Raw genomic sequence first — 23968 nt, 5'->3', positions numbered from 1 at the left:
CCTGCTCCCCTGCTCCTCTGCTCCCCTGCTCCTCTGCTCCCTATTTAGCAGTATATTGAGGATTTCTGGCTGCTACTTTTTCGTTAATGTAGTCATAAACTTGGCGGAATTTGGGAACAGCCCGCAATTCTAAACGACTACCATTTCTTAAAGTAATTACCATGTCGCCCCAGATACCGATACCACGAGGAACTATCACTACTTTGGTAATTTCTGAATAAATTATGTCTGAGCGATCGCGTCCCATCCAACCACCCATCACAGATATTCGGCGATCGGTGATGCGATAGCGTAACCATAATGCTCTAATAATCGCCCCAACCGTTAAGGGAATACCCACTACAGTTAGTCCAATTAGTATACTCAAAATCAAATCCCCAACGTGGGGGCCGCCTTCATAATAAACTTCTTCACGAATGCCCATTGAGTACCTCAGTTTGTGCCAACAACTGCTCTAATTCTTGCAGAAATTGTTGGCTTACGCACTTAGTTTCTGCGGCTGCTGGCTTGACAATTACCACTAATTTCCATCCTGGTGCTAATTTCGGCAATATTTGTCCAATTGCCGCCGTTATTTGCCTTTTTAAGCGATTACGCACCACTGCTTTTTTACTTACTTTGGTACTGATCGAAACACCAATAAGTGTACTCAGTTGTGTTTTGCTGGCAGTATCCAAAGAAGAACTGTTAGCAGAGGACGGTTTTAATGCTCGCAATGTGAAATTGGCACTATGTCGTCTCAGCCCTTCTCGGAAAACTGCCTGAAAATCTTGCCGGGATTTTAATCGGTTTGCTTTAGGCAATGCCACAGCTAGTCTTTACGCCTAAAATACCCTACACACTCAAACGATAACGTCCTCTCTTTCTTCTGGCTCTGATGACGTTTCTGCCATCTGGAGTCCGCATTCTGGCACGAAACCCAGAAGTCCTTTTTCTCTTACGGTTAGTTCCTCCAAGGGTTCTCTGCATAGTCTTGTCCTCTTAAGCGATTTCTATAAAAAGTCACAATCTATAATTTTATCACCAAATAATAGCATTGGAAATCTATCTGGCAACTTACGACTAATGAAGTATTGACCAAAATATTTGCTCAAGTTAACTTCAAGTCATAAATATGTTAGGTAATTATTAACACCAGAAGAAATTGATGGCGCAAAGATCGGCTGTCTAAGCTTGGATAATTTCTGGGTTTTAATTAGGTTTTTTAACGCAAAAATTCTGCTTTATTACACAAATGTCTTTTATAACTCAGTTCAGAAATATTTTTCACGCTGTTGTAACTAGTACAGCAACTGCAATACTAGTTGCTAGTACATCCAGTACTGCTCAAGCAGCTATTTTTACTTACAGGTACACTGGTGTTGTGACACAACTGTATGGAGGTGGTCAGTTGCTACCACCTGACGCAGACCTTAACGGTACTAAAGTAGGAGATCAAGTCAGTGGTAGCTATAGCTATGACGATAGTTTAGCAGCACCTGGTTATGAGGGTTTTGCTCTTTTGACAGAGTTTACATACATACGGCAACAAAGTAACGGTGAGGTCGATGTTCGAACTTTGGACAATCTGCTTGGGCAGAGGACAAATGGCATTATTAATTTAGAAACTGGGGAATTTTTTGTTGGAGTTATTCTCCGAGAGGGTGATCCATTTATTCGAGGAGGAGTGTCACTGCAACAAGGTGTTTTGTATTCCAGTGTGCAGAATACTGCTGTTGCTTCTACTTTCGAGCCACTGCTTGCTTCGGCTCCTGAAAATGTACCAGAGTATTCTTCTACGTTGGCATTACTAGCTCTAAGTATAGGGGCAATATTTTTACGGTCTCGCCCTGTATATTAAGGTATAGGGGCAGGCTCAAGAACTCGCTATTTACAATTATTGATAATATTCAATAGTCAAAAGTTCACATCAAATCTGAACTTTTGACTATTGATTAGGAACTAATTGATACTTAAAATCCAGGTTCCTAAGTAGCGCAGTAAAGGCACATCTCCGGGTGCGAGAATTTGGCAGTTGAAATAATATGTGCCACCAAATGCTGGATTACGTACATTGGAAAGGATTAATTCTACTCCACTACCTGCTGGTATTGGCTCTTCCGGGAAGATTTCTAGTAGCCTAGCTTCTCGATCCCATTTTACTTCAGATACAGGAACTTTTTTGCCTTTAACTTGGATTTCGATATCTTTAGTATCAAAAGTGCCTTTGTAATACTCTGGGTAAGTAATAGCAAATTGTGCTGCTGCTAATTTCATTTTTTGAGCAGGAATCCTCAATCTGTACCTATCCCAGCTATTACTTTGTCCACCGAAATCTAAGCGAAAGGGTAGCTGATTTTCGCTTTTTACACCACTAAAGAGTGTAAATCCTGGTAAACTCTGTGCCAAGGAGACAGTTGGCACAGCAGCTATTACACAACCAGTAACTGCTAAAGCTGAAAGTAAACGTCTCATAGTTAGGCTCCTCCACCAAATAATGTTTTTGTTATACATATCACAGGACTTACAGACAAAAGCGCTCAATCAAGGTTTTAAGTAAGGGTGCAGTTAGCTTTGGCTTGTGTGATACACATTAGACGTTCAGTGGAGACAAAAAGTGCCTTCGATTCTAGAATCACAACTGCTGGTAGAAACACTGGGGTCTAAAGTCAATAGAAACACTGTTAATAGATGATTTTGTTTCTAAATATGTACAAGTGTATCTTAATTTAGGTAGTTTGTTATAAAAATTGAGCTATCAAAATAGCGATCGCCTGTTAAATTGAGATAGATTGGTGAAAGTCAGCTGGAATTACATCAATAATCATTCTAAAAATAGCAGGACATTTGTTAGAAAAATATTAGTAAACAAAATTCATAAATTAGCTGATGATTGCGGTATATAAGAGAAAAGAAATGTAAAAATTTGGCAATCCCGAAAATAAGCTAAAGACTAAAAAGAAAAATTGGGCTATCAAAATAGAATTTACAATATGTAAGCGATTGGCAGCTATCAGCAAGTGGGACATTTGCCAGATGCTCAGTTAAGCTCTTTCTCCGGCATCGCCCGTCAGCATCAAGGGTAAAGCTCAAGTTTCATTACAAGGGAAATCAATTTTGCATAGTTTTTAGTAAGAGCTATGAATTAATGATATTTCCATCAGAAAAGTTGCAGTTTGTGCAGAGATTAGGTATTTATCTTCAGGAGATTTCATGAGAATAGCAGTAGCTAAAGAAATTGAAGTGTGTGAACGGCGTGTAGCCTTAAATCCTGACACCGTGGCTCGATTAGTTAAACAGGGTTTGGAGGTTTGGGTAGAAACAGGTGCGGGAGAGCGCTCATTTTTTGATGATGCGGCATACACAGCAGCAGGAGCGACAATTATTCATGATCCCGGCAAATTATGGGGTGAAACAGAGGTTTTATTAAAAGTTAGCCCACCGCAAGAACGGGAAGATGGACGTTCGGAAATTGATTTATTGCGGGAAGGTGCGGTATTAATTAGCTTTCTTAATCCTTTGGGAAATCCTGGGGTGGCGCAACAATTAGCACATCGTCAAATTACAGCCTTGAGTATGGAACTGATCCCCAGAACCACCAGGGCGCAGTCTATGGATGCGTTATCTTCTCAAGCATCCTTGGCGGGTTACAAAGCGGTATTAATTGCAGCAGCAGCATTACCGAAATATTTCCCCATGTTGACAACCGCAGCCGGGACGATCGCCCCAGCGAAAGTATTTATTATGGGGGCTGGTGTAGCAGGATTGCAAGCGATCGCCACCGCCAGACGTTTGGGTGCAGTTGTGGAAGCCTTCGATATTCGCCCAGCAGTGAAAGAAGAAGTGCAGAGTTTAGGGGCGAAATTCGTCGAAGTCAAACTCGAAGAAGAAACCACCGCCCAAGGCGGCTATGCAAAGGAGATTTCCGAAGCCAGCAAACAACGCACCCAAGAAGTGGTTGCGGAACACGTCAAGAATTCTGATGTAGTAATTACAACTGCCCAAGTACCAGGGAAAAAAGCACCATTGTTAGTCACAGCAGAAATGGTTGCACATATGAAACCCGGTTCAGTCATTGTAGACTTAGCCGCCGAACAAGGTGGTAACTGTGCTTGCACCGATCCCGGTAAAGATATCGTCTGGAATGGCGTGACAATTATCGGCCCAATTAATCTCCCTTCATCAATGCCAGTCCACGCCAGCCAATTATATTCCAAAAACCTCAGTTCCTTGCTGCAATTGTTAGTTAAAGACAAAGCGCTACAAGTAGATTTTACAGACGACATCATCGATGCCGCTTGCATCACCCACGCCGGAGAAATTCGTAATCAACGGGTGAAGGATGCGTTAGAAACTGTGGGAGTTAGGTAATGGGTAATGGGTAATGGGTAATGGGTAATGGGTAATGGGTAATGGGTAATGGGTAATAGGAAAGATAAATAGCTAATACGCAATCACCAATTACCAATCACCAATCACCAATTACCAATCACCAATTACCAATCACCAATCACCAATCACCAATTACCAATTACCAATCACCAATCACCAATCACCAATTACCAAAAGGAATTTCATAATGACAGAGGCATTACTTGCAGCTTTGTTTGTGTTTGTTTTAGCATCTTTCATCGGCTTTGAAGTTATCAACAAAATACCGCCTACTCTCCATACACCCTTAATGTCAGGTTCCAATGCAATTTCTGGCATTGCGGTAATTGGGGCGATACTCGCAGCAGGTGAAAGAAACACCAATTTATCTGTAATTCTCGGTTTAATTGCCGTTGTATTGGCAACTGTTAACGTTGTTGGCGGCTTCCTCGTCACTGACAGAATGCTGCAAATGTTTAAGAAAAAAGAGGTGAAAGCATGAGCGACTTTTTACCAACTGGAATACAGCTGACGTACTTAGTCGCTGCATCCTTATTTATATTGGGTTTAAAAAAATTAGGTTCTCCGGCGACGGCGCGTAATGGGAATGTAGTTGCGGCTGTGGGGATGTTGTTGGCAATTGTAGCCACAATGTTGGATCAGCAAGTCCTCAATTATGAAATGATTTTGTTAGGCTTGGCAATTGGTTCAGCACTGGGTGCGATCGCAGCTTACAAAGTGCAGATGACAGAAATGCCCCAAATGGTGGGTTTACTTAACGGTTTGGGTGGTGCGGCTTCGGCGTTAGTTGCTGTGGCTGAGTTCTGGCGGTTATTAGATGCTGGCGTACCTGTACCCCTAGATGTCAACATTTCCATGTTATTGGATGTGTTAATTGGTGGTGTCACCTTCACAGGTAGCTTTCTCGCCTTCGCCAAATTGCAAGGATTAATTAGTGGTTCCCCAATTACCTTTCCTTTACAGCAACCATTTAACCTGTTGCTTCTGGGTGCTTATGTAGCTGGAAGTGCTTATTTAATTATCCACCCCCATAGCTTACCCGTCTTCTTAGCAGTCGTTGCCGTCTCCTTAGTCTTGGGTGTGATGTTTGTCATCCCCATTGGTGGGGGAGATATGCCCGTGGTAATTTCGCTGTTAAACTCCTTATCGGGGATAGCGGCGGCGGCGGCTGGTTTCGTGGTGATGAACAATATGTTAATCATCGCTGGTGCATTGGTAGGGGCTTCCGGTATCATCCTCACCGAAATCATGTGTAAAGCCATGAACCGTTCCCTCCTCAGCGTATTGTTTAGCGCCTTTGGTTCAGGCGGGACTGCGGCTGGTGGCGGCGCTGCTGGTGCAACAGATCAAACAGTCCACAGCATTGATCCCGAAGAAGGGGCGATGATGTTGGGGTATGCTCGTTCTGTGGTAATTGTTCCTGGCTACGGGATGGCGGTAGCCCAGGCGCAGCATAGTGTGCGGGAATTGGCAGATCAATTAGAACGGATGGGTGTTGATGTTAAGTATGCCATTCACCCGGTTGCGGGGAGAATGCCCGGACATATGAATGTGTTGCTGGCTGAGGCGAATGTACCATACACCCAGTTGTATGACATGGAAGATATTAATCCCCAATTTGAGCAAGCAGATGTAGCTTTAGTCATAGGGGCTAATGATGTAGTTAACCCTGCCGCACGTAGCGATCGCAATAGTCCGATTTACGGAATGCCGATTTTGGAAGTAGATAGAGCAAAGCATACCATTGTGATTAAGCGGGGGATGAGTACAGGGTTTGCTGGTGTAGATAATGATTTGTTCTACAAAGATAAAACCACCATGCTTTTTGGTAGTGCTAAAGATATGGTGGCGAAGTTAGTTTCTGAGGTGAAGCAGCTTTAGGGTAATAAGAATAATTGAAATTGTTTGCTTGTCTTGGGGGTTTGTTGCTTCTGAGGCAAGTTTTTTATTCGTTATGTGGAAAAATCTACGCTTGACCTAACCCCCTAACCCCCTTCCCTACGAGGGAAGGGGGAAAATTCAAAGCCTCTCCCCGCGTCGGGGAGAGGTTTGGAGAGGGGTTTTCCAGACTAGGGGAAAGCGAAAGATTTTGAAAACACGCCCTAATTGTTTCACGCCGGAAAAAACAATAGTGCAATATCGCATTTACCAGTGGGAATCATAACAGAAATTCCCGACGGTAAAAATCCGATGACTTACCAAAACATCACCGCGTCCCTTTCTGCTGAAGATATCAAAGAAATTAAAGCAGCAATGGCGACAATTCAAGCCAAGTTACCCTTCCTCATTACTTTGAGTGTAGAGGAACGCCGCAAATTATTTAAGATGGGCGATAAAAGCCTAGCTTTTGTCAACAATAGCCTGACTGCTGCCCAGTCGAACCGAGACATTTTACCAGCCAGTTTTGATGTAGAAGAATTTGTGCGGGATTATCAACTAGCTGTCACACTTACCGAACTGTTGATGGGACTGCAACAACTCACAGAACAGGTAGATGATACCTTATTGGCAGTTGGTAGCGAAGCAATGGGTAGCAGTTTAACTGTGTATGATTACGTCAAGACTGCGGCAAAGAAAACTCCAGGGTTAAAAACTCTCGCGGAACAGTTAGGGGAAAGGTTTAAGGCGATGAAAAGCAAACCTGCAAAAGCCGCTTCTAGTTCATAGCTAATAGATATTACACAGATAAAGTTTTCACTCCCCTCTCCTCGTAGGAGAGGGGCTGGGGGAGAGGTCAAAACCATACTCCTCAAACTCACATTCTTTTAAGCCAAAAAACATCTAATTGGCACATTAAAATTACATCCAACCCTTGTGGGGTGGGCATCTTGCCCGCCCTTTTTATGCAGGTAAAATGAAAAACAACTTACCTTTGAGTTGTTTTTAGTGATCAACGAGTCTTTGATACTCGTTAATGAGTCTTGAATACTCGCTCACGAGTTTCTGATACTCACGCGAGAGTCTTGAATACTCGCTGACGAGTCTTTGATACTCGCCTATGAGTCTTTAACACTCGCTGACGAGTCTTGAATACTCGCTCACGAGTTTTTGATACTCGCTCACGAGTCTTTGATACTCGCCCATGAGTCTTTAACACTCGCTCACGAGACTTTAATACTCGCGCAACTATTTCTTTTTCCCCAGTCCCCAGTCCCCAGTCCCCACTTACCCCTAAATAATTCTGTGCCAGTTGATATGATTACTTATAAGCGCGTGTAATTTGCCACCTTGCACTTAACATGATCACAATTGTCCGTCAAAATACCAAGCCTTCTCGCTACATCCTTTATTCTTTAGTCTTCATCCTTTCTTTCCTCCTCTGTCTACCTTGGGTGAGTGCCAAAGAACAGCCCAAACCCCAGCCGCAAGCGTGGCAGATTAACGGTATACTAGCCGCCCTTGATGATGGACATGACACAGTTAAGGGATATGCACTCAGTAAATTAGTTGAATATGACCTGGAAAATTTAAAATCTGTCAGCCAAAAGCTGGAAGATATTGCTAAGAAAGCTGTGCAAATCCTCAAGGATAAATCTGTTGACAATAATATTCGTTACGGTGCAGTAGACGCATTGGGAAATCTGGGCGATGCAGCCAAACCCTACGTCAAAGACATCGCTGATCTCCTCAAGGATAAATCCGTTCACAATAATATTCGTTACCGTGCAGCATGGGCATTGGCAAGTCTAGGGGATACTGCCAAACCCTACATCAAAGACATCGCTGATCTCCTCAAGGATAAATCTGATAACAGTTATGTTCGTTCCCGTGCAGTAGAAGCATTCGGAAATCTGGGGGATGCTGCCAAACCCTACGTCAAAGACATCGCTGATCTCCTCAAGGATAAATCCGTTGACAGTAATGTTCGTTCCGGTGCAGCAGAGGCATTGGGAAATCTGGGCGATGCTGCCAAACCCTACGTCAAAGACATCGCTGATATCCTCAAGGATAAATCCGTTGACAGTTATGTTCGTTCCCGTGCAGCAGAGGCATTGGGAAATCTAGGCGATGCAGCCAAACCCTACGTCAAAGATATCGCTGATATCCTCAAGGATAAATCCGTTGACAGTTATGTTCGCTACGCAGCAGCATGGGCATTGGGAAATCTAGGCGATGCAGCCAAACCCTACGTCAAAGACATCCTCGACTTCCTCAAGGATGAATCCGTTGACAGTTATGGTCGTTCCCGTGCAGCAGAGGCATTGGGAAAACTGGGCGATGCAGCCAAACCCTACGTCAAAGACATCCTCGACTTCCTCAAGGATGAATCCGTTGACAGTTATTATAGTTCCTTTGCAGCAGAGGCATTGGGAAATCTAGGCGATGCCGCCAAACCCTACGTCAAAGATATCGCTGATATCCTCAAGGATAAATCCGTTGACAGTTATGTTCGCTACGCAGCAGCATGGGCATTGGGAAAACTGGGCGATGCCGCCAAACCCTACGTCAAAGACATCCTCGACTTCCTCAAGGATGAATCCGTTGACAATTTCGCTCGTTACAATGCAGCATTGGCATTGGGAAATCTGGGCGATGCCGCCAAACCCTACGTCAAAGACATCCTCGACTTCCTCAAGGATGAATCCGTTGACAATCGTGTTCGTTACTTTGCAGCAATAGCATTGGGAAAACTGGGCGATGCTGCCAAACCCTACATCAAAGACATTGCCCTAATCCTCAAGGATAAATCCGTTGACAATCGTGTTCGTTACGGTGTAGCAGAGGCATTGGGAAAGATAGAACAACTCAACCTGAATAATATTGTTGTAATTTTGGATAGCGTTTATTACGCAGATCAATCAAAATTTGCCCAGTACCGATTTTTAACCTATTTTCTTGGTGGCGGCACTGAAGAAGTGAAAACTCTGCTTACATGGCTGGGTTTCCCTGAAACAATTCCTGCCTCATTAAGCCACGATGAAGCTAAGAAAACACTGGAGGTTTTTCTCAAAGCTTGGGAAGCTAGTAAGGGGCTAGAGAGATTAAGAGAAGATTTAGCACATAACATTTCGATAGTTGCCGACAGTAGAAAAGTTCCTTGGAAATGGCAAGATATCACTTTGTTACAGTCCCACTACAACAATCTCAAAACTTCCTACCCTTATAAAGCTTATGCAGTACAGTCACAGATCAATAACCTTGAGAACTGGCAATGGTTTTTTACAGTTAGCAGCACAATCCTCACTCACATTACCTTCTGGCTTGCCTTGATCTTCGCCTACCCCAAATTCCCCCAAATCCAAGCCATCTTCTTCTGGAACCCTTGGGTACGCCGCATCTTAGGCGTGGGTTACGTCGGCTTTCTCCTCACCTGGTTTCCCCCCTTCCGCCGCAAATTATTTGCACCCTTCAAACCCTCCCTCCTCGCCGATGCCGGCTTAGATAACTTTCAGGACAAAGCCTACTTCCCCCAGTCGATGGTAAAAGTTCCCGGTACAGGCGAAATCCTCCCTGTCACCGCCGCCCTCCCCAGCATCACAGGGCAAATTATCTTAGAAGGTGATTCTGGCTTAGGCAAGTCGATGTTTCTGCGCCATCTCCTGCAAAACTCCCAGCGCATTGTCGTATATCTCCCCGCCCAAAAATGTCATAAAGGCGTAATTGAAGCCATCCAAGACAAGCTACACGGGCAAGCCCAAGATGCCGACTTCCTCAAAAACCTGATTTACAGTGGTGCAATAGACATCTGCATCGATGGACTCAACGAAGTCACCGCCGAAACCCGCGCGAAAATCTGCCAGTTTGTGGAAAGTTATTTCCGGGGCAACATTATCATGACTACCCAGCCCCTAGAGTGGACACCCCCCTCAACCGCCAAAACCTACCACCTACAACCCCTAGAACAAACCCAAATTCAAGAGTTCTTGCTGTCTCGCCAGCCCCGCCTCCCCCAAGATGCCCCAATTCAAGGTGCTGATTACGAAACAGCCTGCACCAACTACTTAACACAAGCCCTCACCACCCAGCAACCAAAGGAAGAATTAGCAGCAGCCCGCCGCATTCTCTCCAACCCAATGGATTTAACCGTCGTGGCGTTGATGTTAGCACAAGGTCAACAGCCCGACTTGTTCCGCCTCCAACAACAGCAATATAATCTCATGGCGGCAGAATACGAGAAAGAATGGAAATACGAATTTCCCTTAAAGAAATTCTCCGCCGCCGTCTACGAAATGCGAATGCAGGACAAACAAGCCTTACCCGCCGAGGAATTTTATCAAGCCGTCACCTCTTTGGAAGATGAAAAATACAAAATGGTTGTCAGCCGTCAATGGAAAAACGATAAAGGCGAAGACAAGAAAGAATGGTACTTCCGCCACGATAAAATTATGGACTTTTTCCTAGTGCAGAATTTTTTGGGTGATAGTGATGAGGCGGAAGGATTACTAGTAGATAGAATGGGTGATCCGCGTTTTCGTGGCGTTTACTTCTTGTTAGCAACCTTACTCCCATTAGATGCAGCTAAGGAATTGCGGGAAAAGTTGATTCAATATGCTGCGGATACTAAGGATAATACAGTGAGTAATACTTTTGTCCAGTTATTGAGGACTAGGTGAAGCTAAGGGGATGTTGGAAAAGTATTATTGCTGGCATCAAAATTTTAAAGACCTAACCCCCCTGCCCCCCTTCCCTACAAGGGAATGGGGGTTTTAAAGCCTCTCCCCGCGTCGGGGAGCCAGTTGCGTGGGCGGGTCTCCCGACTTGAGCAAACTGGCGTGAGAGGTTTGGAGAGGGGTCATTACTATACTTTTCGACTTTCCAAACAACCTTTAAGGGAATGCTAAAAAATTAGTCTAATAAATATTTTTTTAAACGCAGAGGGGCGCGGAGGGACGCGGAGGCTTTTTAAGGTGAATAAGGTTCTTATCTCTCTGTGTTCTCTGTGCCTCTGTGGTTCAAACATGATTGAACTATAAAGCCACACAGCTAACAGAGAGATAAGTAAATATTCTGCCCTCAGCCCTAACTAACTAAATTGTTCACCTACATCTAGGTTGAACAGCATTTGCAGGGTTTGCATACAGCGTCTTCTGGCTTCTACATCCTGCTGCGCTCGTAACTGTACCATTGGATCGTGTAAAATTTTGTTAACGATACCCCTTGTTAAGGCTTCGATCACTTCTTGGTGTTTGTCGCCAAATTCGGAACCGAGTCTTGACAAGGCTTTTTCTAGTTCTTGTTCGCGGATGGTTTCGATTTTGCTGCGGAGGCTGCTAATTGTGGAAACGGTTTCTAAACTGCGCCACCATACATCAAAGGCTGCGATTTCTTCCTCTAACAGGCGTTCGGCTTCTTGAGCCATTTTCCTGCGGCTTTCGTAGTTTTGCGCTACTACAGCCTTTAAATCATCCACGTTAAAGGCTTTGACATTTACCAGTTCGTTAACATCCGTATGGACATTGCGGGGGACGGAAATATCAAACAGCATGAGAGGCTGGTTTGGCGCTAAAACCATTTCTAATTTGGCCCGGTCAAGGATTGGTTCTGTTGCAGATGTGCTGGTGAATACAATATCTGCTTCGGCAATTACTGTCATCATCTCAGCCATCAAATGTGTGCGGATGGGATGTTCGGCAAACTGCTGTGCCAATTCTTGGGCGCGATCGCGTGAACGATTGACTATACTGATTTGTGTAGCACCTTTAGAAACCAAGTGCTGTACCAACAGCCGGGACATTTTACCAGCGCCAAGGATGGCGACTCGACAAGCTGCTAAATTTTGGGCTTTTATCTGCGCTAACTCAACGGCTGCGGAGCTTATCGAAACAGCACCAGTACCAATGCTAGTTTCGGTACGCACTCGCTTACCTGCTGTAATTGCTTGTTTAAATAATCGATTCAAAATTGTTTTTATACCGTTATATTGCTGCCCCAGTTTGTGAGTATTTTTCACCTGAGCCAGAATTTGTCCCTCACCAAGTACGAGGCTATCTAATCCAGCCGCTACTCGCATCACGTGCATGACTGCATCTTCATGTAACAACACAAACAAGTGTTGACGCAAGGATGGCATGGGTAATTTACTATGTTCGGCAAGAAATTGAGTTACTTCCCGAATACCGTGATCTGTTTCTTCAGCGACGATATAAATTTCTAGACGGTTACAAGTGCTGAGAATGGCGACTTCATCAATATGGGGATAGCTGGTGAGTTGTGCGATCGCACTTTCTGTTTGTGGTTCTGGAATACTCAGCTTTTCCCGAATTTCAACTGGGGCTGTTTTATGGCTTAACCCCACCACTGCAATATTCATTTCTTATCGGTAATTTAGTAATGGGTTATTTAATGATTGGGGAAAGGGGAAAGGGGAAAGGGGGAAAGGGAAAGGGGGAAAGGGGAAAGGGAAAAGGGGAAAGGGAAAGGGGAAAGGGGAAATACTGCTCCTCTGCTCCTCTGCTCCTCTGCTCCTCTGCTCCTCTGCTCCTCTGCTCCCCTACACCCCTACACCCTTACACCCTTACACCCTTACACCCTAACTCTTAGTGCAATTGCACAGTCTTGGGCTGTCCAGCCATGTGAATGGTGTCCACAAAGCGAGCAGTTTGGGACTGGCTGGAAATAACCAAACTTTGAGTTCTAGCGCCGCCTTGGAAGAAGCGTACACCTTGCATGAGATTACCAGAGGTAATACCGCAAGCTGCAAATAGAACAGTTTCGCCTGATGCGAGTTCATGAGCATCGTAAACCTTATCGGGGTCATTGATACCCATAGACTTTAATCGGTCAATGTTTGCTTGTTTGCTTTCCCCAATCAAGCCTGTCTTGACTATTTCTGGATCGTAGATCAATTGACCTTGGAAGTGTCCGCCTAAAGCCCGCATAGCGGCTGCGGAAATTACACCTTCGGGTGCTGCACCAATACCCATGAGCGCATGAATGTTAGTACCCTCAAAACCACAAGATATTGCTGCGCCTACGTCACCGTCGGAAATCAACTGTACTCTTGCGCCAGCCTCACGGATTTCTTTGATTAAGTCGTTATGGCGATCGCGCTTCATGACTACTACTACTAGTTCCTCAATTGCACGGTCTAGACACTCGGCCAGAATTTTGAGGTTTTCCGTTGCTGATTTGTTGATGTCTACTTTACCTTTGGCGGCTGGTGGTGCTGCTAATTTCTTCATGTAGAAGTCGGGCGCAGCAAATAATCCACCTTTTTCGGAAATAGCCAGAACAGCCATTGAACCAGGTTGACCGTAAGCCACTAGGTTTGTACCTTCGCAGGGGTCAACAGCGATGTCAATTTCGACTAATTCATCGGGGTTACAGAAGTCTTTAGCATCTGGTTGGGTACAGATACCAACTTCTTCTCCGATATACAGCATGGGCGCGTCGTCGCGTTCCCCTTCACCGATGACAATGCGACCGCGCATATAAATTTTGTTCATGCGCTCCCGCATTGCTTCTACTGCTACTTGGTCAGCAGTATTCTTCTCGCCTTTCCCCATCCACTTCGCAGATGCGATCGCGGCTTGCTCAACTACCTCAATAATCTCTAATCCAAGTGTATTTTCCACAGAGTCGCCCTCTCAACTGCTTGACTTTGCGTCATTTTTTCTAGCCATTTCAGTTTTCAAGTCTACCAAAGGGCGGATACCTGTGGAAAATAGTATTCACTCGCATCTGTGTTAAGTTTTGCTGCTAAAGGATATGAATCAGCACAAAATAGTTCTTATGTACTACTTAAGTAACCATCATTTATTCCCCAGTAACTTGTAGAAAGACTGTCCTTTTACGCGGCCCATCCAAATCAAAAAATAATACAGATTGCCAAGTTCCTAAACCTAATTGCCCCTCTACTACAGGAATAATTTCACTAGTAGTTAGCATCATTGCCATCAAGTGAGAATGAGCATTCATTGGTTCATCTTCTGGCACGACTCTTAAATGTAAATCATTATGTAAATAGCTGTCTGTTTCAGGCGCTACTTTTCGTAAAAAGACCTTGATATCTTCTAATAATCTTGCTTCATCTTCGTTAATTACTAAAGCTGTTGTGGTGTGTCGGGAAAATACTAAAACCTGACCATTTTTAATTTGTGTAGAAGCTAAAAAATCTTTGATTTGCGGTGTGATGTTGTAAATATTGATTCCCGTTTCTGTTGGAATTTCGATTACTTTGTTGATAATGGGCATAGAAAATTTTAAATTTACCTACCTAAATTATTCTCTCATTTTTAAGTCATTAGAGCAGTTAAAATATGGTGTAGCACATAAACGCTCACCAAATCTTCTGCTATCAACTTGTCAAGCCTGTAACCAGTCACCTGTCCCCTGTCCCCTCCTAGACAATTGCTTTCAATCCCTGTACTAACCTGTCAATACCTGCTGTCACCGTATCTTTTTGCAACGCACCATAAGCAACCCGCAAATAACAACCATGTTCCATACCAAAAGTTGTTCCGGGAATAACTGCTACTTTATACTCTTGAATCAGGCGTTTAACTAATTCAAAAGCATCTAGATTTGTATGTACCTTTAAGAAGAAATAAAAAGCACCATTGGCTGGTGTAATGGTACATAAACCTTGGAGTTGATTGAGGTAGTCGATAACTATTTGTCTTACCCCAGCGACCGCCCCAATATTTTCTTGTAAATATTCTGGTTTGGCTTGCAATGCACCCAAAGCTGCATACTGAGAAACCACGGGTGGACAAATTAAAATAGTGTCCTGAACTTTTTTCAGCGCCACAAGCAGATGTTTGGGAATCACCATGTAACCAATTCGCCAACTCGCAAACCCATAGGCTTTAGAAAGGCTGTAGAGGGAAATTGTGTAATCACTATTGCCAGCGAAGGATGCTGGAGAAACGTGTTTTACTCCATCATAAGTAAAGTATTCGTAGGCTTCATCACTAATGTGATAGATGCCAGAATCCGCGCAAATTTGGTTTACATGGCGTAACAAATCTTCAGAATAAACAACGCCTGTAGGATTATTTGGGGAGATTGTGACTACAGCCCTGGTTTTGGGAGTGATAGCTTGGGCGATCGCATCTGGACGCAGTTGATAATTTTCATCGGTTTCCACCAACACCGCACGACAACCAGCCATAGCGATCGCCATTTCATGATTGAAGTAATAAGGCGTATTCAAAATAATTTCATCGCCTGGAGAAGTAATTGCCAGAATAGCGTTCATAAACGCCATATTACTTCCCGCCGTCACCACAATACAGTTATTGTCGTTAATGTCAATACCATTGAAAATTGACAATTTTTCCGTCAAAGCATCCAACAGAGGCGGAATACCTTCAACAGCTTTATATAAATTATTAGCAGGATCAGCAAGAAACTTAGGTAAAAGCTCAATAGCTGACGGTGGTGGACTATAAGAAACCACACCCTGTCCCAAAGAAATAGTTCCAGGTGAATTTCTAATCAATTCCCCCACCACAGGAATTATTGGCGACTGTACCGCCAGCATACGTGAATTAGTCATTAGTCAATAGTCATTAGTCATTAGTCAATAGTCATTAGTCAATAGTCATTAGTCAATAGTCAACAGTCCATAGTTATGGTTACTCTCCCTCATCTCCCTCATCTCCCTCATCTCCCTCATCTCCCTCATCTCCCCAGTCCCTAATCAAGCCGACAAAGGCGGAGGAAAGCGAATATCCGCACTAAAGTTATTAACATTAGCGCTGTGGTGAATTGGTAAAGCATATTCTAAGTTTTCGTGAGGGCGAGGAATGATGTGATGAGAAAGTAACTCACCGCCATTAACTCGCAGCACAGATGCTAGTCCAGCTGTGACGGCTACATTTACCTCACCTACTTCGCCGCGAATTAATACAGTAATTCTTCCCAAATCAGTATTTTCATAGCCTACCAGAGTGACACGGGCAGCTTTACACATCGCATCCCCTACTTCTATGGCTGTGGGAATGCCATAAACTTCTATCATGCCTAATGCCAGTGTCATAAAAAAAGGACTTGGACTTGATTAATACAATCCAAATCCTACCATTATGAAACACAGGTGACTCTTGACAGGTGACAGGTGATAGAAAGAAAAAGAAGGGAATAGTTGTGTTTCTTCCCCTACACCAGTGTGTTCCTTGATAGTAAAGGATGTTGGAAAATTATTATTGCTCACAATCAAAATCTTCTCAACCTAACCCCTATTCCCTCTCCCCTGTCCCCTGTCCCCTATTCCCTATTCCCTGTAGCTTTGCATATTCGCCATGATTCGGGATTCTTTACTGGAGCGTTTCCCTGTAATCATCATCCTGACACCACGAGCTGGTGCGAAGATTACTCCCCGACGACAAGGCATTTCTGGTTTATTATCGGCTAATTCTAACTGATAGTTTAACAAGATAGTTGCTAAAACTAGCTTCATTTCAAACACAGCTAAGGCTTCACCCAAACAGCGCCGAACACCACCCCCAAAAGGCATAAATTCATAAGGCGAATATTGGCGTTCTAAAAAGCGTTCCGGCTGAAATTGCTTCGCTTGGGGATATAAATCTTCGCGTTGATGGAGTGAATACACACAACCAGATAGGATTGTACCTGGTTCTAAGCTATGTCCCAGAACTTTCACAGGTTGTTGAACCACGCGCGGAAGTGTTATTAAGGTAACAGGACGCAACCGTAGGGATTCATTACAAACCGCCGTCAGATAAGGTAAGCGGAAAATACTCATCGGATCTGGTGATTCACCTAGAGTATCTAATTCTGCAAGTAGTTTTTCTAGAACTTGGGGATGTTGATGAATTAGATATAATGCCCAAGTCATTGCTATTGCAGTGGTTTCATATCCAGCAAACAACAGTGTTATTAATTCATCGTGCAACTCTTGATCTGTCATAGAATGACCAGCTTCATCCTGAGATGACATCAGCATGGAGAAAATATCAATGCGATCTGGGTTATTTGCGGCGCGACGTTCAGCAATCTCTTCGTATACTAATTCATCAAGTTGCTGGCGATCGCGTAAAAATTTCCCCCAAGGACTCCAAGAACCTAAATCTTTTTGTAGAAAAGTGAAGAACAGGAAACTAGAAGTATAAGGTGAAGTAAACAGCTCCGCCATTAGAGCTAGTCTTTTGTTCAGTTCTTGGCTTCTTTCTCCCTCATGTACTCCAAAAACAGTTTGTAAAATGACTTGTAAGGAGATGTCCTGCATAATATTTTGTGCAGTAAATACTTGATTTGTCGGTAACTGACTCCAAGCTTTTTCTGTAATATTACGGATTAATTCACCATAACTTCGCATCCGATCTCCGTGAAAAGATGGCATAACTAATTGTCGGCGTTTTCTGTGGCGATCGCCATCCAGCATTAATACTGAATAGTTTCCCGTGATGGGTTGAAAAATTTTGTTATGTTCACCAAGAGCAGCAAATTTTTTGCGATCGTTAGTTAAAATCTCTTGTATCGCTTGCGGATGGTTAACAAACACAAGGGTATCGCCAAAACCAATAATCTCAGCCGTAAAAATATCAGGATGTTGTTGTGCTGCACTCTCTAAATATCCCACAGGGTTAATTACCCATTCGAGTTTTTGGATAAAAGATGGTTTATTAAGCTGATTAGGTAGTATTTGCATTGGGTATTTTAATTTCATAATCTAGTTATGCTATACTTAATACAGATTGTAGCTTTTTATCCTTGCAAATCTATTTTCATTTTTATAAAGTAATTTTTATCGTAATTCGGAGGGTTAAAGACCCCTACGTCTGTACGTAGCAAATTTTCAGTTGGGGTTTAAATCCCCAACTGAAAATGTCTTTAATGCGCGAATGCGTGAATTTTGAATTGTTAATTGGATGAGATAGATATTCCTCTATGAGTTGTTTTCCATGTCATATTTCCCTAATTCTTCAAAGGTAAAATAAATTCCAACTTCCGCCTTTTTTAGGGTAATTCCAATTTCAAAAAAGCGATTATAGGGGCGTACATCTGTACGTCCTTACAGATAATTCATATGTTAAAAATATTCTTTGAATTGGTTAGGACTTACGCAGGTGTCATAATCAAACTAACTGTAGGGTGCGTCAGACCCAATAATTTCGTACAAATGAAGGGATTTTCCACATCTGACGCACCCTACCCCAAGTGCCAGTTGCGTAAGTCCTGTTGGTATAGTTAGGGCAATGTTCAAATTTTTAACGCCGGAGAAAGTAGTCTTAAAAATTCTTGAGCTTATTTAGTTTCTGGGTTTTCATATATTTATAGATAATTGCGATATTACGAGCGTCATCTATGCCACGATGGTGTGTACCTATCAATTCCATTCCCAGATGATTAAGTGCTTGTGCCATCCCAAATTTTTTAGAGACACCTAGATATTCTGAAAATTCTTGTTTGATGTTTATGTGTTGTGAGCTAAACGGGTAGGGAACATTATGAAACTGACAATCTTGCATAAATTGATTTTTGTCATAATTTCCCCAAGAGCAAAATATATGATTATTAAATAACGGATATATCCAATCTTGAAAACGAGACATAGCCTCTGAAAATTGTGGCGCTTGGTCAACATCCTGTTGGCTAATGCTAGTTAATTCGGTACAAAATTTTGTCAGGCGTGGATGTCTGACTGGTTGAATAAATTGTTGAAATTCTGAATCAATTTCCCATGTTTTTCGATTGAGCATCACTGCACCAATTTCGATTATTTCCATTTCCTGACGCGGAATACTACCATCATCAGAGCAAGTCGCTTCTAAATCAACAATTAAAAAATATGATTTTTGTTTAGGCTGCATATTCTTGTGCAAAAAATTTTGAGGTTTTTATATTATTTATACTACATTGTAATATATTAACCTATGAATTTAGGTTGATGGGAAAGATTTCACCCAACCAAGTAGGATAGCGATATCAACTGCGATCGCCGCAATTGCAAACCACAATATACTTTCACCAGCTAGCACAAAAAAGGGTAAAACCGTACTACTGTTCAATCCCATTTCCACCAGAGTTAAACCCCGTACCAAAGCAAAAGCCATCACAGCACCAGTTTTCAGTTGGGGATTTTTGTCAGTGCGGATGATATAGCGGTAAGTGACACCAAATAGTAAACCAGAGAAGCCTGCAATCGCCCCACGGCACAACCAAAGCCAGTTAAAATCTATATGCAGGCTGACAAGTGTAGGAAAATACCTCGCCAATAATACAGTATTGAGCAAACTGGTAATGACAAAAGCCAAACCGAGAGAAAACCCGCCTATAATACCAGCCTTAAGGGACTCGACACGTTCAGCCATTAATTGCGGATCAGAAATTTCTTTCATAGTCAGGGACTGGGGAAATGAGGGAGTAACCCACCCCTAACCCCTAAGAGGAGGGGAACAGGGAGATGAGGGAGATGAGGGAGAGTAACCATAACTATGGACTATGGACTATAGACTGTTGACTCTGGACTATTGACTATGGACTATGGACTGTTGACTAATGACAACTGTCATATTTCTTAAGAATTGCCCAATACCCAATCCCCAGTACCCAGTCCCCAGTATGATAAATATTAGAGACATTTTGTAATAAATTCCAAAGAGAAACTATGGCGATTTTGACACTGGGTTGGGTATCACTGTTAGTTGTGTTTACTTGGTCGATTGCGATGGTAGTTTGGGGACGTAACGGACTGTAGGGGAATCGTGGAAAGTCCATTCCTGAGTATTCTGGCTTTAGTAGCCTTAGTGCTATTAGTCGCTGTTACAGGCGGCGTTGGTTATCTAACAGTAGCAGATTGGCGCGATCGCCGTCTGCGAGAAAACGAAAAGCGCGAACTCCGACGCAGCACAACCAAACGGCGCTAATGCTTGTCATTGTTAGGGTAGGTTCACCAAGATCATCATGAATCATGGTAGATATTGGTCAACCCGCCCCTACTCAATCACTAATGACCACTGACAAAAAATGCTTTTATTGGGGAGGCGATATCATCGTGTCCCTAAATTTTTTACCAGATGACTCATTTGTGTATTCAATTTAACTTAAAAATTACGCAGAAAAATGATTTGGGACTTTCAGAAATTAAACTATTCAATAAGTAAAAGTGAATAATTTTCTAAAATTCTTCCTCCTACGCTGTTTCGCCTCGCTATTGGATATATTTTTAGCTGCAAGTCTTTTTTGGCGGATGAGTGTAAGGGTTTTAAATACCTACACTTCATACCCCTAAACCCTTCTACCCTTGGCAAAAACATCAATTTTTATTGCTCATGCTTAATTCCTATTAAATGTATCATTTTCTATTGAATTTAGTATAATAATTGCTAATATATTGTCATATTTTCCTACCATTTGGGAACGATAAGATAGAAGACTTTTTTAAAATTTAAGTCGGAACGGGAATGGAACAATCTCATCATCAACAAACTCTACAAATAGTTACCGAGGGAGAACGCCAACTAGACATGAAAACAGCTTTGTCTATGGTAATCGCTCGGATTCGTCAGTCCCTGGATGTAGAAACGATATTTCAAATTACTGTGACAGAAGTACGACAACTATTACAGGCTGATCGAGTGGGAGTGTTACGGTTTTCTCCTGAGTTGGGATGGGAAGGTGAATTTATTTATGAGGATGTAGGTTGTGAATGGAGTTCTATTCTCACAGCTAAACTAGGCGATCGCTGTTTTGATGAGGAGTTTGCTAAACCCTATCAGCAAGGTCAAATAAATGTAATAGCTGACATTGGCGCAGCCGAAATCAGCGATTGTCAAATTCAGATATTCAAGAAATTCCAAGCACGTTCTATTGTCACTGCTCCCGTAATGAAAGGAAAAGATTTATGGGGATTACTATGTATTCATCAATGTGGTAGACCTAGAGATTGGGAGGCATCAGAAATTAAGTTCATACAATTAATTGCCGAACATTTGGGAGTCGCTTTACAACAAGCAGAATATTTAGAAAAATTTAAATTACAATCAGCACAATTAGCACAAGCACAAGCCAGAGAAAAAGCCGCACAATGGCAAAGAACAATTGCTATTACTATTGAGAAAATTCGCCAGTCCCTTGATTTAGAAAGTATTTTTCATACTACTACTACAGAAATCAGAAAACTCTTAAATGCTGATCGCGTAGCTATTTATCGCTTTAATCCAGATTGGAGTGGAGAATTTGTTTTTGAATCTGTAACTGAGGGTTGGATTTCCCTCATGAATAAACAGTTAGAGCAACCAGACTTAAAAGACAACGCTAGCGAATGTAGCATCAAAGATTTAGCCACTAGCCCAGTAGTAGATACTTACCTACAAGATACAGGAGGTGGTCGTTTTACTAAAGGAGAAGTGTACCGTGTCTGTAATGATATTTATAATTCAGGCTTTAGCGATTGCTACATTAAAGTATTAGAAAATTATCAAGCTAGAGCCTATGTAACTATTGCTATTTACCACGGTCAAAAACTGTGGGGCTTACTAGCCATCTATCAAAACACAGGCACACGCGAATGGCAAGAAGATGAAGTATACCTACTTACCCAAATTAGCACCCAACTGGGTGTAGCCTTGCAGCAAGCCGAATATTTACAACAAGTGCAAACTCAAGCCGCAGAACTTACCAAAGCGGCGGAAAGACAAAGGGCGTTAGCTAACACCGTAGAAAAAATTCGTCACTCCCTTGATATTGATACCATTTTTACAACTGCTACTCAAGAAGTTTTAGGTTTGTTAGAAGTAGAAAGAGTAGCAATTTATCGTTTTTATCCTGACTGGAGTGGTGAATTTGTCGCTGATTCCATTGTTGATGGTTGGACACCAATAGTTAAACCACAGCCTGTCACAGAAAGGCTACTGCTGCAACGAACTCAAGCAGGTAAATACGCACGTAATGAAGTTTTTGTGCCTATTTCCCAAGGTGATAAGTTGTGGGGTTTATTAGTAGCTTACCAAAACTCCCAACCTCGTTATTGGCAAGATGAAGAAATTAACCTACTCGCTCAAGTTGGGGTGCAGTTAGGAGTAGCCTTACAGCAAGCAGAAACATTAAAACAGGTTCAAGTACAAGCCGCACAATTAGCTAAAGCCGCAAAAAGAGAAAAAACATTAGCCGCCACAGTAGAAAAAATTCGCCGTTCCCTTGATTTAAATACTATCTTTGCTACAACTACCCAAGAAGTTCGGCGACTGTTGGAAGTAGATCGGGTGATTATATATCGTTTTCAGACTGACTGGAGTGGCGAATTTGTTGCAGAATCTTTAACTGAAGGTTGGACACCAGTTAAGCAACTTCAGCTTGTAATTACAGATGATTATCTACAAAAAACTCAAGGTGGATATTTTGTTAACGGCAAAACTCTCGTTGTTAAAGATATTTATGGCAATGATTATTCTCCATCTCACATTGCTTTTATTGAAGCAATGGAAGCAAGAGCATATATAGTTGTACCAATTTTTCAGGGTGATAAACTCTGGGGATTACTTGGTGCTTATCAAAATACTAAACCTCGCGATTGGCAAGAAGATGAAGTAGATTTATTAGTGCAGATTGGTACTCAATTAGGGGTAGGTATCCAGCAAGCCGAATTACTCCAACAAACACAACGCCAAAAAGAAGAAATTACTCAGACTCTAAAAGAATTACAAGCAACTCAAAGCCAGTTAATTCAAAGTGAAAAAATGGCAGGTTTAGGTCAATTAGTGGCTGGAGTAGCCCATGAAATTAATAATCCCATTAGTTTTATTTACGGGAACATTGCCTACGTTAACGAACATATCGATAATTTATTCAAATTACTAAACTTTTACCAGCAAAACTCCCAAAAATCAACAGTAGACATTCCAGAATTAAAAACAATTGATATAGATTACATTGCTGAGGATTTACCAAAAATTCTTGGTTCTATGATGACGGGTGCAAAAAGGATTTCTCAGTTAATCTTATCTTTACGCACTTTTTCCCGGCTTGATGAAGCGGAAATGAAGCCTGTTAGTTTGCATGAAGGTATAGATAGTACACTATTAATAGTACAACATCGTTTGCAAGAAAAGACCAACTATCCAGCAATAGAAGTAATTAAAGAATATGGTGATTTACCGGAAGTGACTTGTTATGCTGCTCAGATGAATCAAGTGTTTATGAACATTCTGAATAATGCCATTGATGCTATAGAGAAATCAATAAATTTGGGGACAATAATTGAAAAGCACCAAATTAAAATCCGCACAAAAATAGAGCAGCAGATAATTACTATTTCTATCATTGACAATGGTTGTGGGATTTCCGAAGAGATGCGATCGCGCATTTTTGAACCCTTCTTTACTACCAAACAACCTGGACAAGGTACTGGCTTAGGCTTATCTATTAGCTATCAGATTGTAGTAGAAAAACACTGCGGACAAATTAAATGTATTTCCGAACTAGGTAAAGGTTCTGAATTTTTAATAGAAATCCCCGTCAGAGGATGTTTGAAAAGTCCTTCATGATGTATCAAATACTTTTATAAACCCTAAATCCCCTTTTTAAGGGCAACCAAATTCAAAATTGTCCTAATTCTGCCAAATAAATTATGTAGAGACGTTGCACGCAACGTCTCTACATAAAAGAATCAAGACCTCTTGTAAAAATAACTTGCCTTTGCGTGAGCCTTTAATAATATGTTCGGCAACACCAAAGTATTCATGCAAGAGGT

21 protein-coding genes are annotated in these 23968 nt (G+C 42.2%); 9 read left to right on the top strand and 12 right to left on the bottom strand.

Features of this window, described 5'->3' with window-relative positions; translation table 11 throughout:
- Positions 1-40 precede the first annotated feature (40 nt).
- The 3 genes from H6G83_RS01900 to rpmH are packed head-to-tail and all read right to left on the bottom strand — an operon-like array spanning position 41 to position 969.
- Positions 41-424 (bottom strand): PH domain-containing protein, encoded by a 384-nt coding sequence (locus H6G83_RS01900; RefSeq protein ID WP_190466116.1) that lies wholly within the window; start codon positions 422-424, stop codon positions 41-43.
- Positions 411-809 (bottom strand): ribonuclease P protein component, encoded by a 399-nt coding sequence (gene rnpA / locus H6G83_RS01895; protein ID WP_190466112.1) that lies wholly within the window; start codon positions 807-809, stop codon positions 411-413. The genes H6G83_RS01900 and rnpA overlap by 14 nt, the downstream gene beginning before the upstream one ends.
- Positions 810-834: 25 nt before the next feature.
- On the bottom strand, positions 835-969 hold the full coding sequence (gene rpmH, locus H6G83_RS01890) for a 50S ribosomal protein L34 (protein WP_082727323.1): 135 nt from the start codon (positions 967-969) through the stop codon (positions 835-837).
- A gap of 265 nt (positions 970-1234) precedes the next feature.
- Between rpmH and H6G83_RS01885 the strand changes: the two genes are divergently transcribed.
- Positions 1235-1840: a hypothetical protein gene (locus tag H6G83_RS01885; protein WP_190466109.1), complete on the top strand. Its 606-nt coding sequence runs from the start codon at positions 1235-1237 to the stop codon at positions 1838-1840.
- A gap of 101 nt (positions 1841-1941) precedes the next feature.
- On the opposite strand, the gene H6G83_RS01880 is transcribed toward H6G83_RS01885, so the two are convergent.
- The gene (locus H6G83_RS01880; RefSeq protein WP_190466106.1) at positions 1942-2454 is read right to left on the bottom strand and encodes a DUF2808 domain-containing protein; all 513 of its coding nucleotides are present in this window, start codon (positions 2452-2454) and stop codon (positions 1942-1944) included.
- Positions 2455-3192: 738 nt separating this feature from the next.
- Here H6G83_RS01880 and H6G83_RS01875 point away from each other — a divergent pair.
- The 5 genes from H6G83_RS01875 to H6G83_RS01855 all read left to right on the top strand — a co-directional run bounded on the left by H6G83_RS01875 (position 3193) and on the right by H6G83_RS01855 (position 10925).
- On the top strand, positions 3193-4350 hold the full coding sequence (locus H6G83_RS01875) for a Re/Si-specific NAD(P)(+) transhydrogenase subunit alpha (protein ID WP_190466103.1): 1158 nt from the start codon (positions 3193-3195) through the stop codon (positions 4348-4350).
- Between the two features lie 208 nt (positions 4351-4558).
- Complete coding sequence (locus H6G83_RS01870) at positions 4559-4852, top strand: NAD(P) transhydrogenase subunit alpha (RefSeq protein ID WP_067776201.1); 294 nt, start codon at positions 4559-4561, stop codon at positions 4850-4852.
- Positions 4849-6252, top strand: coding sequence for an NAD(P)(+) transhydrogenase (Re/Si-specific) subunit beta (locus H6G83_RS01865; RefSeq protein ID WP_190466098.1), 1404 nt, complete (start codon positions 4849-4851; stop codon positions 6250-6252). Before H6G83_RS01870 ends, H6G83_RS01865 begins: the two co-directional genes overlap by 4 nt.
- 309 nt (positions 6253-6561) lie before the next feature.
- On the top strand, positions 6562-7038 hold the full coding sequence (locus H6G83_RS01860; protein ID WP_190466470.1) for a hypothetical protein: 477 nt from the start codon (positions 6562-6564) through the stop codon (positions 7036-7038).
- Between the two features lie 572 nt (positions 7039-7610).
- Positions 7611-10925, top strand: a complete 3315-nt coding sequence (locus tag H6G83_RS01855) for a HEAT repeat domain-containing protein (RefSeq protein ID WP_190466096.1) — start codon at positions 7611-7613, stop codon at positions 10923-10925.
- Between the two features lie 410 nt (positions 10926-11335).
- On the opposite strand, the gene H6G83_RS01850 is transcribed toward H6G83_RS01855, so the two are convergent.
- The 8 genes from H6G83_RS01850 to H6G83_RS01815 form a co-directional block, all read right to left on the bottom strand.
- Positions 11336-12622, bottom strand: coding sequence for a glutamyl-tRNA reductase (locus tag H6G83_RS01850; protein WP_190466093.1), 1287 nt, complete (start codon positions 12620-12622; stop codon positions 11336-11338).
- Positions 12623-12848: 226 nt separating this feature from the next.
- Complete coding sequence (gene glpX / locus H6G83_RS01845; RefSeq protein WP_190466090.1) at positions 12849-13886, bottom strand: class II fructose-bisphosphatase; 1038 nt, start codon at positions 13884-13886, stop codon at positions 12849-12851.
- A 181-nt stretch (positions 13887-14067) separates the two neighbouring features.
- Positions 14068-14505, bottom strand: coding sequence for a secondary thiamine-phosphate synthase enzyme YjbQ (locus tag H6G83_RS01840; protein WP_190466088.1), 438 nt, complete (start codon positions 14503-14505; stop codon positions 14068-14070).
- Between the two features lie 148 nt (positions 14506-14653).
- Positions 14654-15811 (bottom strand): pyridoxal phosphate-dependent aminotransferase, encoded by a 1158-nt coding sequence (locus tag H6G83_RS01835; RefSeq protein WP_190466086.1) that lies wholly within the window; start codon positions 15809-15811, stop codon positions 14654-14656.
- Positions 15812-15955: 144 nt separating this feature from the next.
- Positions 15956-16294 (bottom strand): carbon dioxide-concentrating mechanism protein CcmK, encoded by a 339-nt coding sequence (locus H6G83_RS01830; protein ID WP_190466082.1) that lies wholly within the window; start codon positions 16292-16294, stop codon positions 15956-15958.
- A 234-nt stretch (positions 16295-16528) separates the two neighbouring features.
- Complete coding sequence (locus tag H6G83_RS01825) at positions 16529-17944, bottom strand: cytochrome P450 (RefSeq protein ID WP_390821111.1); 1416 nt, start codon at positions 17942-17944, stop codon at positions 16529-16531.
- 562 nt (positions 17945-18506) lie between these two features.
- Positions 18507-19088: a 3'-5' exonuclease gene (locus H6G83_RS01820; protein ID WP_190466081.1), complete on the bottom strand. Its 582-nt coding sequence runs from the start codon at positions 19086-19088 to the stop codon at positions 18507-18509.
- Positions 19089-19157: 69 nt separating this feature from the next.
- Positions 19158-19616 (bottom strand): hypothetical protein, encoded by a 459-nt coding sequence (locus H6G83_RS01815; RefSeq protein ID WP_190466078.1) that lies wholly within the window; start codon positions 19614-19616, stop codon positions 19158-19160.
- A 269-nt stretch (positions 19617-19885) separates the two neighbouring features.
- Here H6G83_RS01815 and petN point away from each other — a divergent pair, with 269 nt between their 5' ends.
- The 3 genes from petN to H6G83_RS01800 all read left to right on the top strand — a co-directional run bounded on the left by petN (position 19886) and on the right by H6G83_RS01800 (position 23762).
- The gene (petN, locus tag H6G83_RS01810; protein ID WP_010998401.1) at positions 19886-19975 is read left to right on the top strand and encodes a cytochrome b6-f complex subunit PetN; all 90 of its coding nucleotides are present in this window, start codon (positions 19886-19888) and stop codon (positions 19973-19975) included.
- A gap of 7 nt (positions 19976-19982) precedes the next feature.
- Positions 19983-20144: a hypothetical protein gene (locus tag H6G83_RS01805; protein WP_190466075.1), complete on the top strand. Its 162-nt coding sequence runs from the start codon at positions 19983-19985 to the stop codon at positions 20142-20144.
- A 537-nt stretch (positions 20145-20681) separates the two neighbouring features.
- Positions 20682-23762, top strand: a complete 3081-nt coding sequence (locus H6G83_RS01800) for a GAF domain-containing protein (protein ID WP_190466072.1) — start codon at positions 20682-20684, stop codon at positions 23760-23762.
- Positions 23763-23968 lie beyond the last annotated feature (206 nt).

It is taken from the genome of Anabaena azotica FACHB-119, assembly GCF_014697625.1.
GTDB classification, from domain to species: Bacteria; Cyanobacteriota; Cyanobacteriia; order Cyanobacteriales; family Nostocaceae; genus Trichormus; species Trichormus azoticus_A.
The sequence above is the reverse complement of the archived record's forward strand: the minus strand, read 5'-3'. Positions and strand labels throughout refer to the sequence as shown.

Coding starts and splice junctions, on each gene's coding strand:
- rpmH (WP_082727323.1), bottom strand. CDS start 969: ATGCAGAGAACCCTTGGAGGAACTAACCGTAAGAGAAAAAGGACTTCT.
- H6G83_RS01840 (WP_190466088.1), bottom strand. CDS start 14,505: ATGCCCATTATCAACAAAGTAATCGAAATTCCAACAGAAACGGGAATC.
- H6G83_RS01875 (WP_190466103.1), top strand. CDS start 3,193: ATGAGAATAGCAGTAGCTAAAGAAATTGAAGTGTGTGAACGGCGTGTA.
- H6G83_RS01800 (WP_190466072.1), top strand. CDS start 20,682: ATGGAACAATCTCATCATCAACAAACTCTACAAATAGTTACCGAGGGA.
- H6G83_RS01870 (WP_067776201.1), top strand. CDS start 4,559: ATGACAGAGGCATTACTTGCAGCTTTGTTTGTGTTTGTTTTAGCATCT.
- H6G83_RS01835 (WP_190466086.1), bottom strand. CDS start 15,811: ATGACTAATTCACGTATGCTGGCGGTACAGTCGCCAATAATTCCTGTG.
- H6G83_RS01830 (WP_190466082.1), bottom strand. CDS start 16,294: ATGACACTGGCATTAGGCATGATAGAAGTTTATGGCATTCCCACAGCC.
- H6G83_RS01860 (WP_190466470.1), top strand. CDS start 6,562: ATGACTTACCAAAACATCACCGCGTCCCTTTCTGCTGAAGATATCAAA.
- H6G83_RS01880 (WP_190466106.1), bottom strand. CDS start 2,454: ATGAGACGTTTACTTTCAGCTTTAGCAGTTACTGGTTGTGTAATAGCT.
- petN (WP_010998401.1), top strand. CDS start 19,886: ATGGCGATTTTGACACTGGGTTGGGTATCACTGTTAGTTGTGTTTACT.
- H6G83_RS01825 (WP_390821111.1), bottom strand. CDS start 17,944: ATGAAATTAAAATACCCAATGCAAATACTACCTAATCAGCTTAATAAA.
- H6G83_RS01815 (WP_190466078.1), bottom strand. CDS start 19,616: ATGAAAGAAATTTCTGATCCGCAATTAATGGCTGAACGTGTCGAGTCC.
- H6G83_RS01820 (WP_190466081.1), bottom strand. CDS start 19,088: ATGCAGCCTAAACAAAAATCATATTTTTTAATTGTTGATTTAGAAGCG.
- H6G83_RS01900 (WP_190466116.1), bottom strand. CDS start 424: ATGGGCATTCGTGAAGAAGTTTATTATGAAGGCGGCCCCCACGTTGGG.
- H6G83_RS01850 (WP_190466093.1), bottom strand. CDS start 12,622: ATGAATATTGCAGTGGTGGGGTTAAGCCATAAAACAGCCCCAGTTGAA.
- H6G83_RS01885 (WP_190466109.1), top strand. CDS start 1,235: ATGTCTTTTATAACTCAGTTCAGAAATATTTTTCACGCTGTTGTAACT.
- H6G83_RS01865 (WP_190466098.1), top strand. CDS start 4,849: ATGAGCGACTTTTTACCAACTGGAATACAGCTGACGTACTTAGTCGCT.
- H6G83_RS01855 (WP_190466096.1), top strand. CDS start 7,611: ATGATCACAATTGTCCGTCAAAATACCAAGCCTTCTCGCTACATCCTT.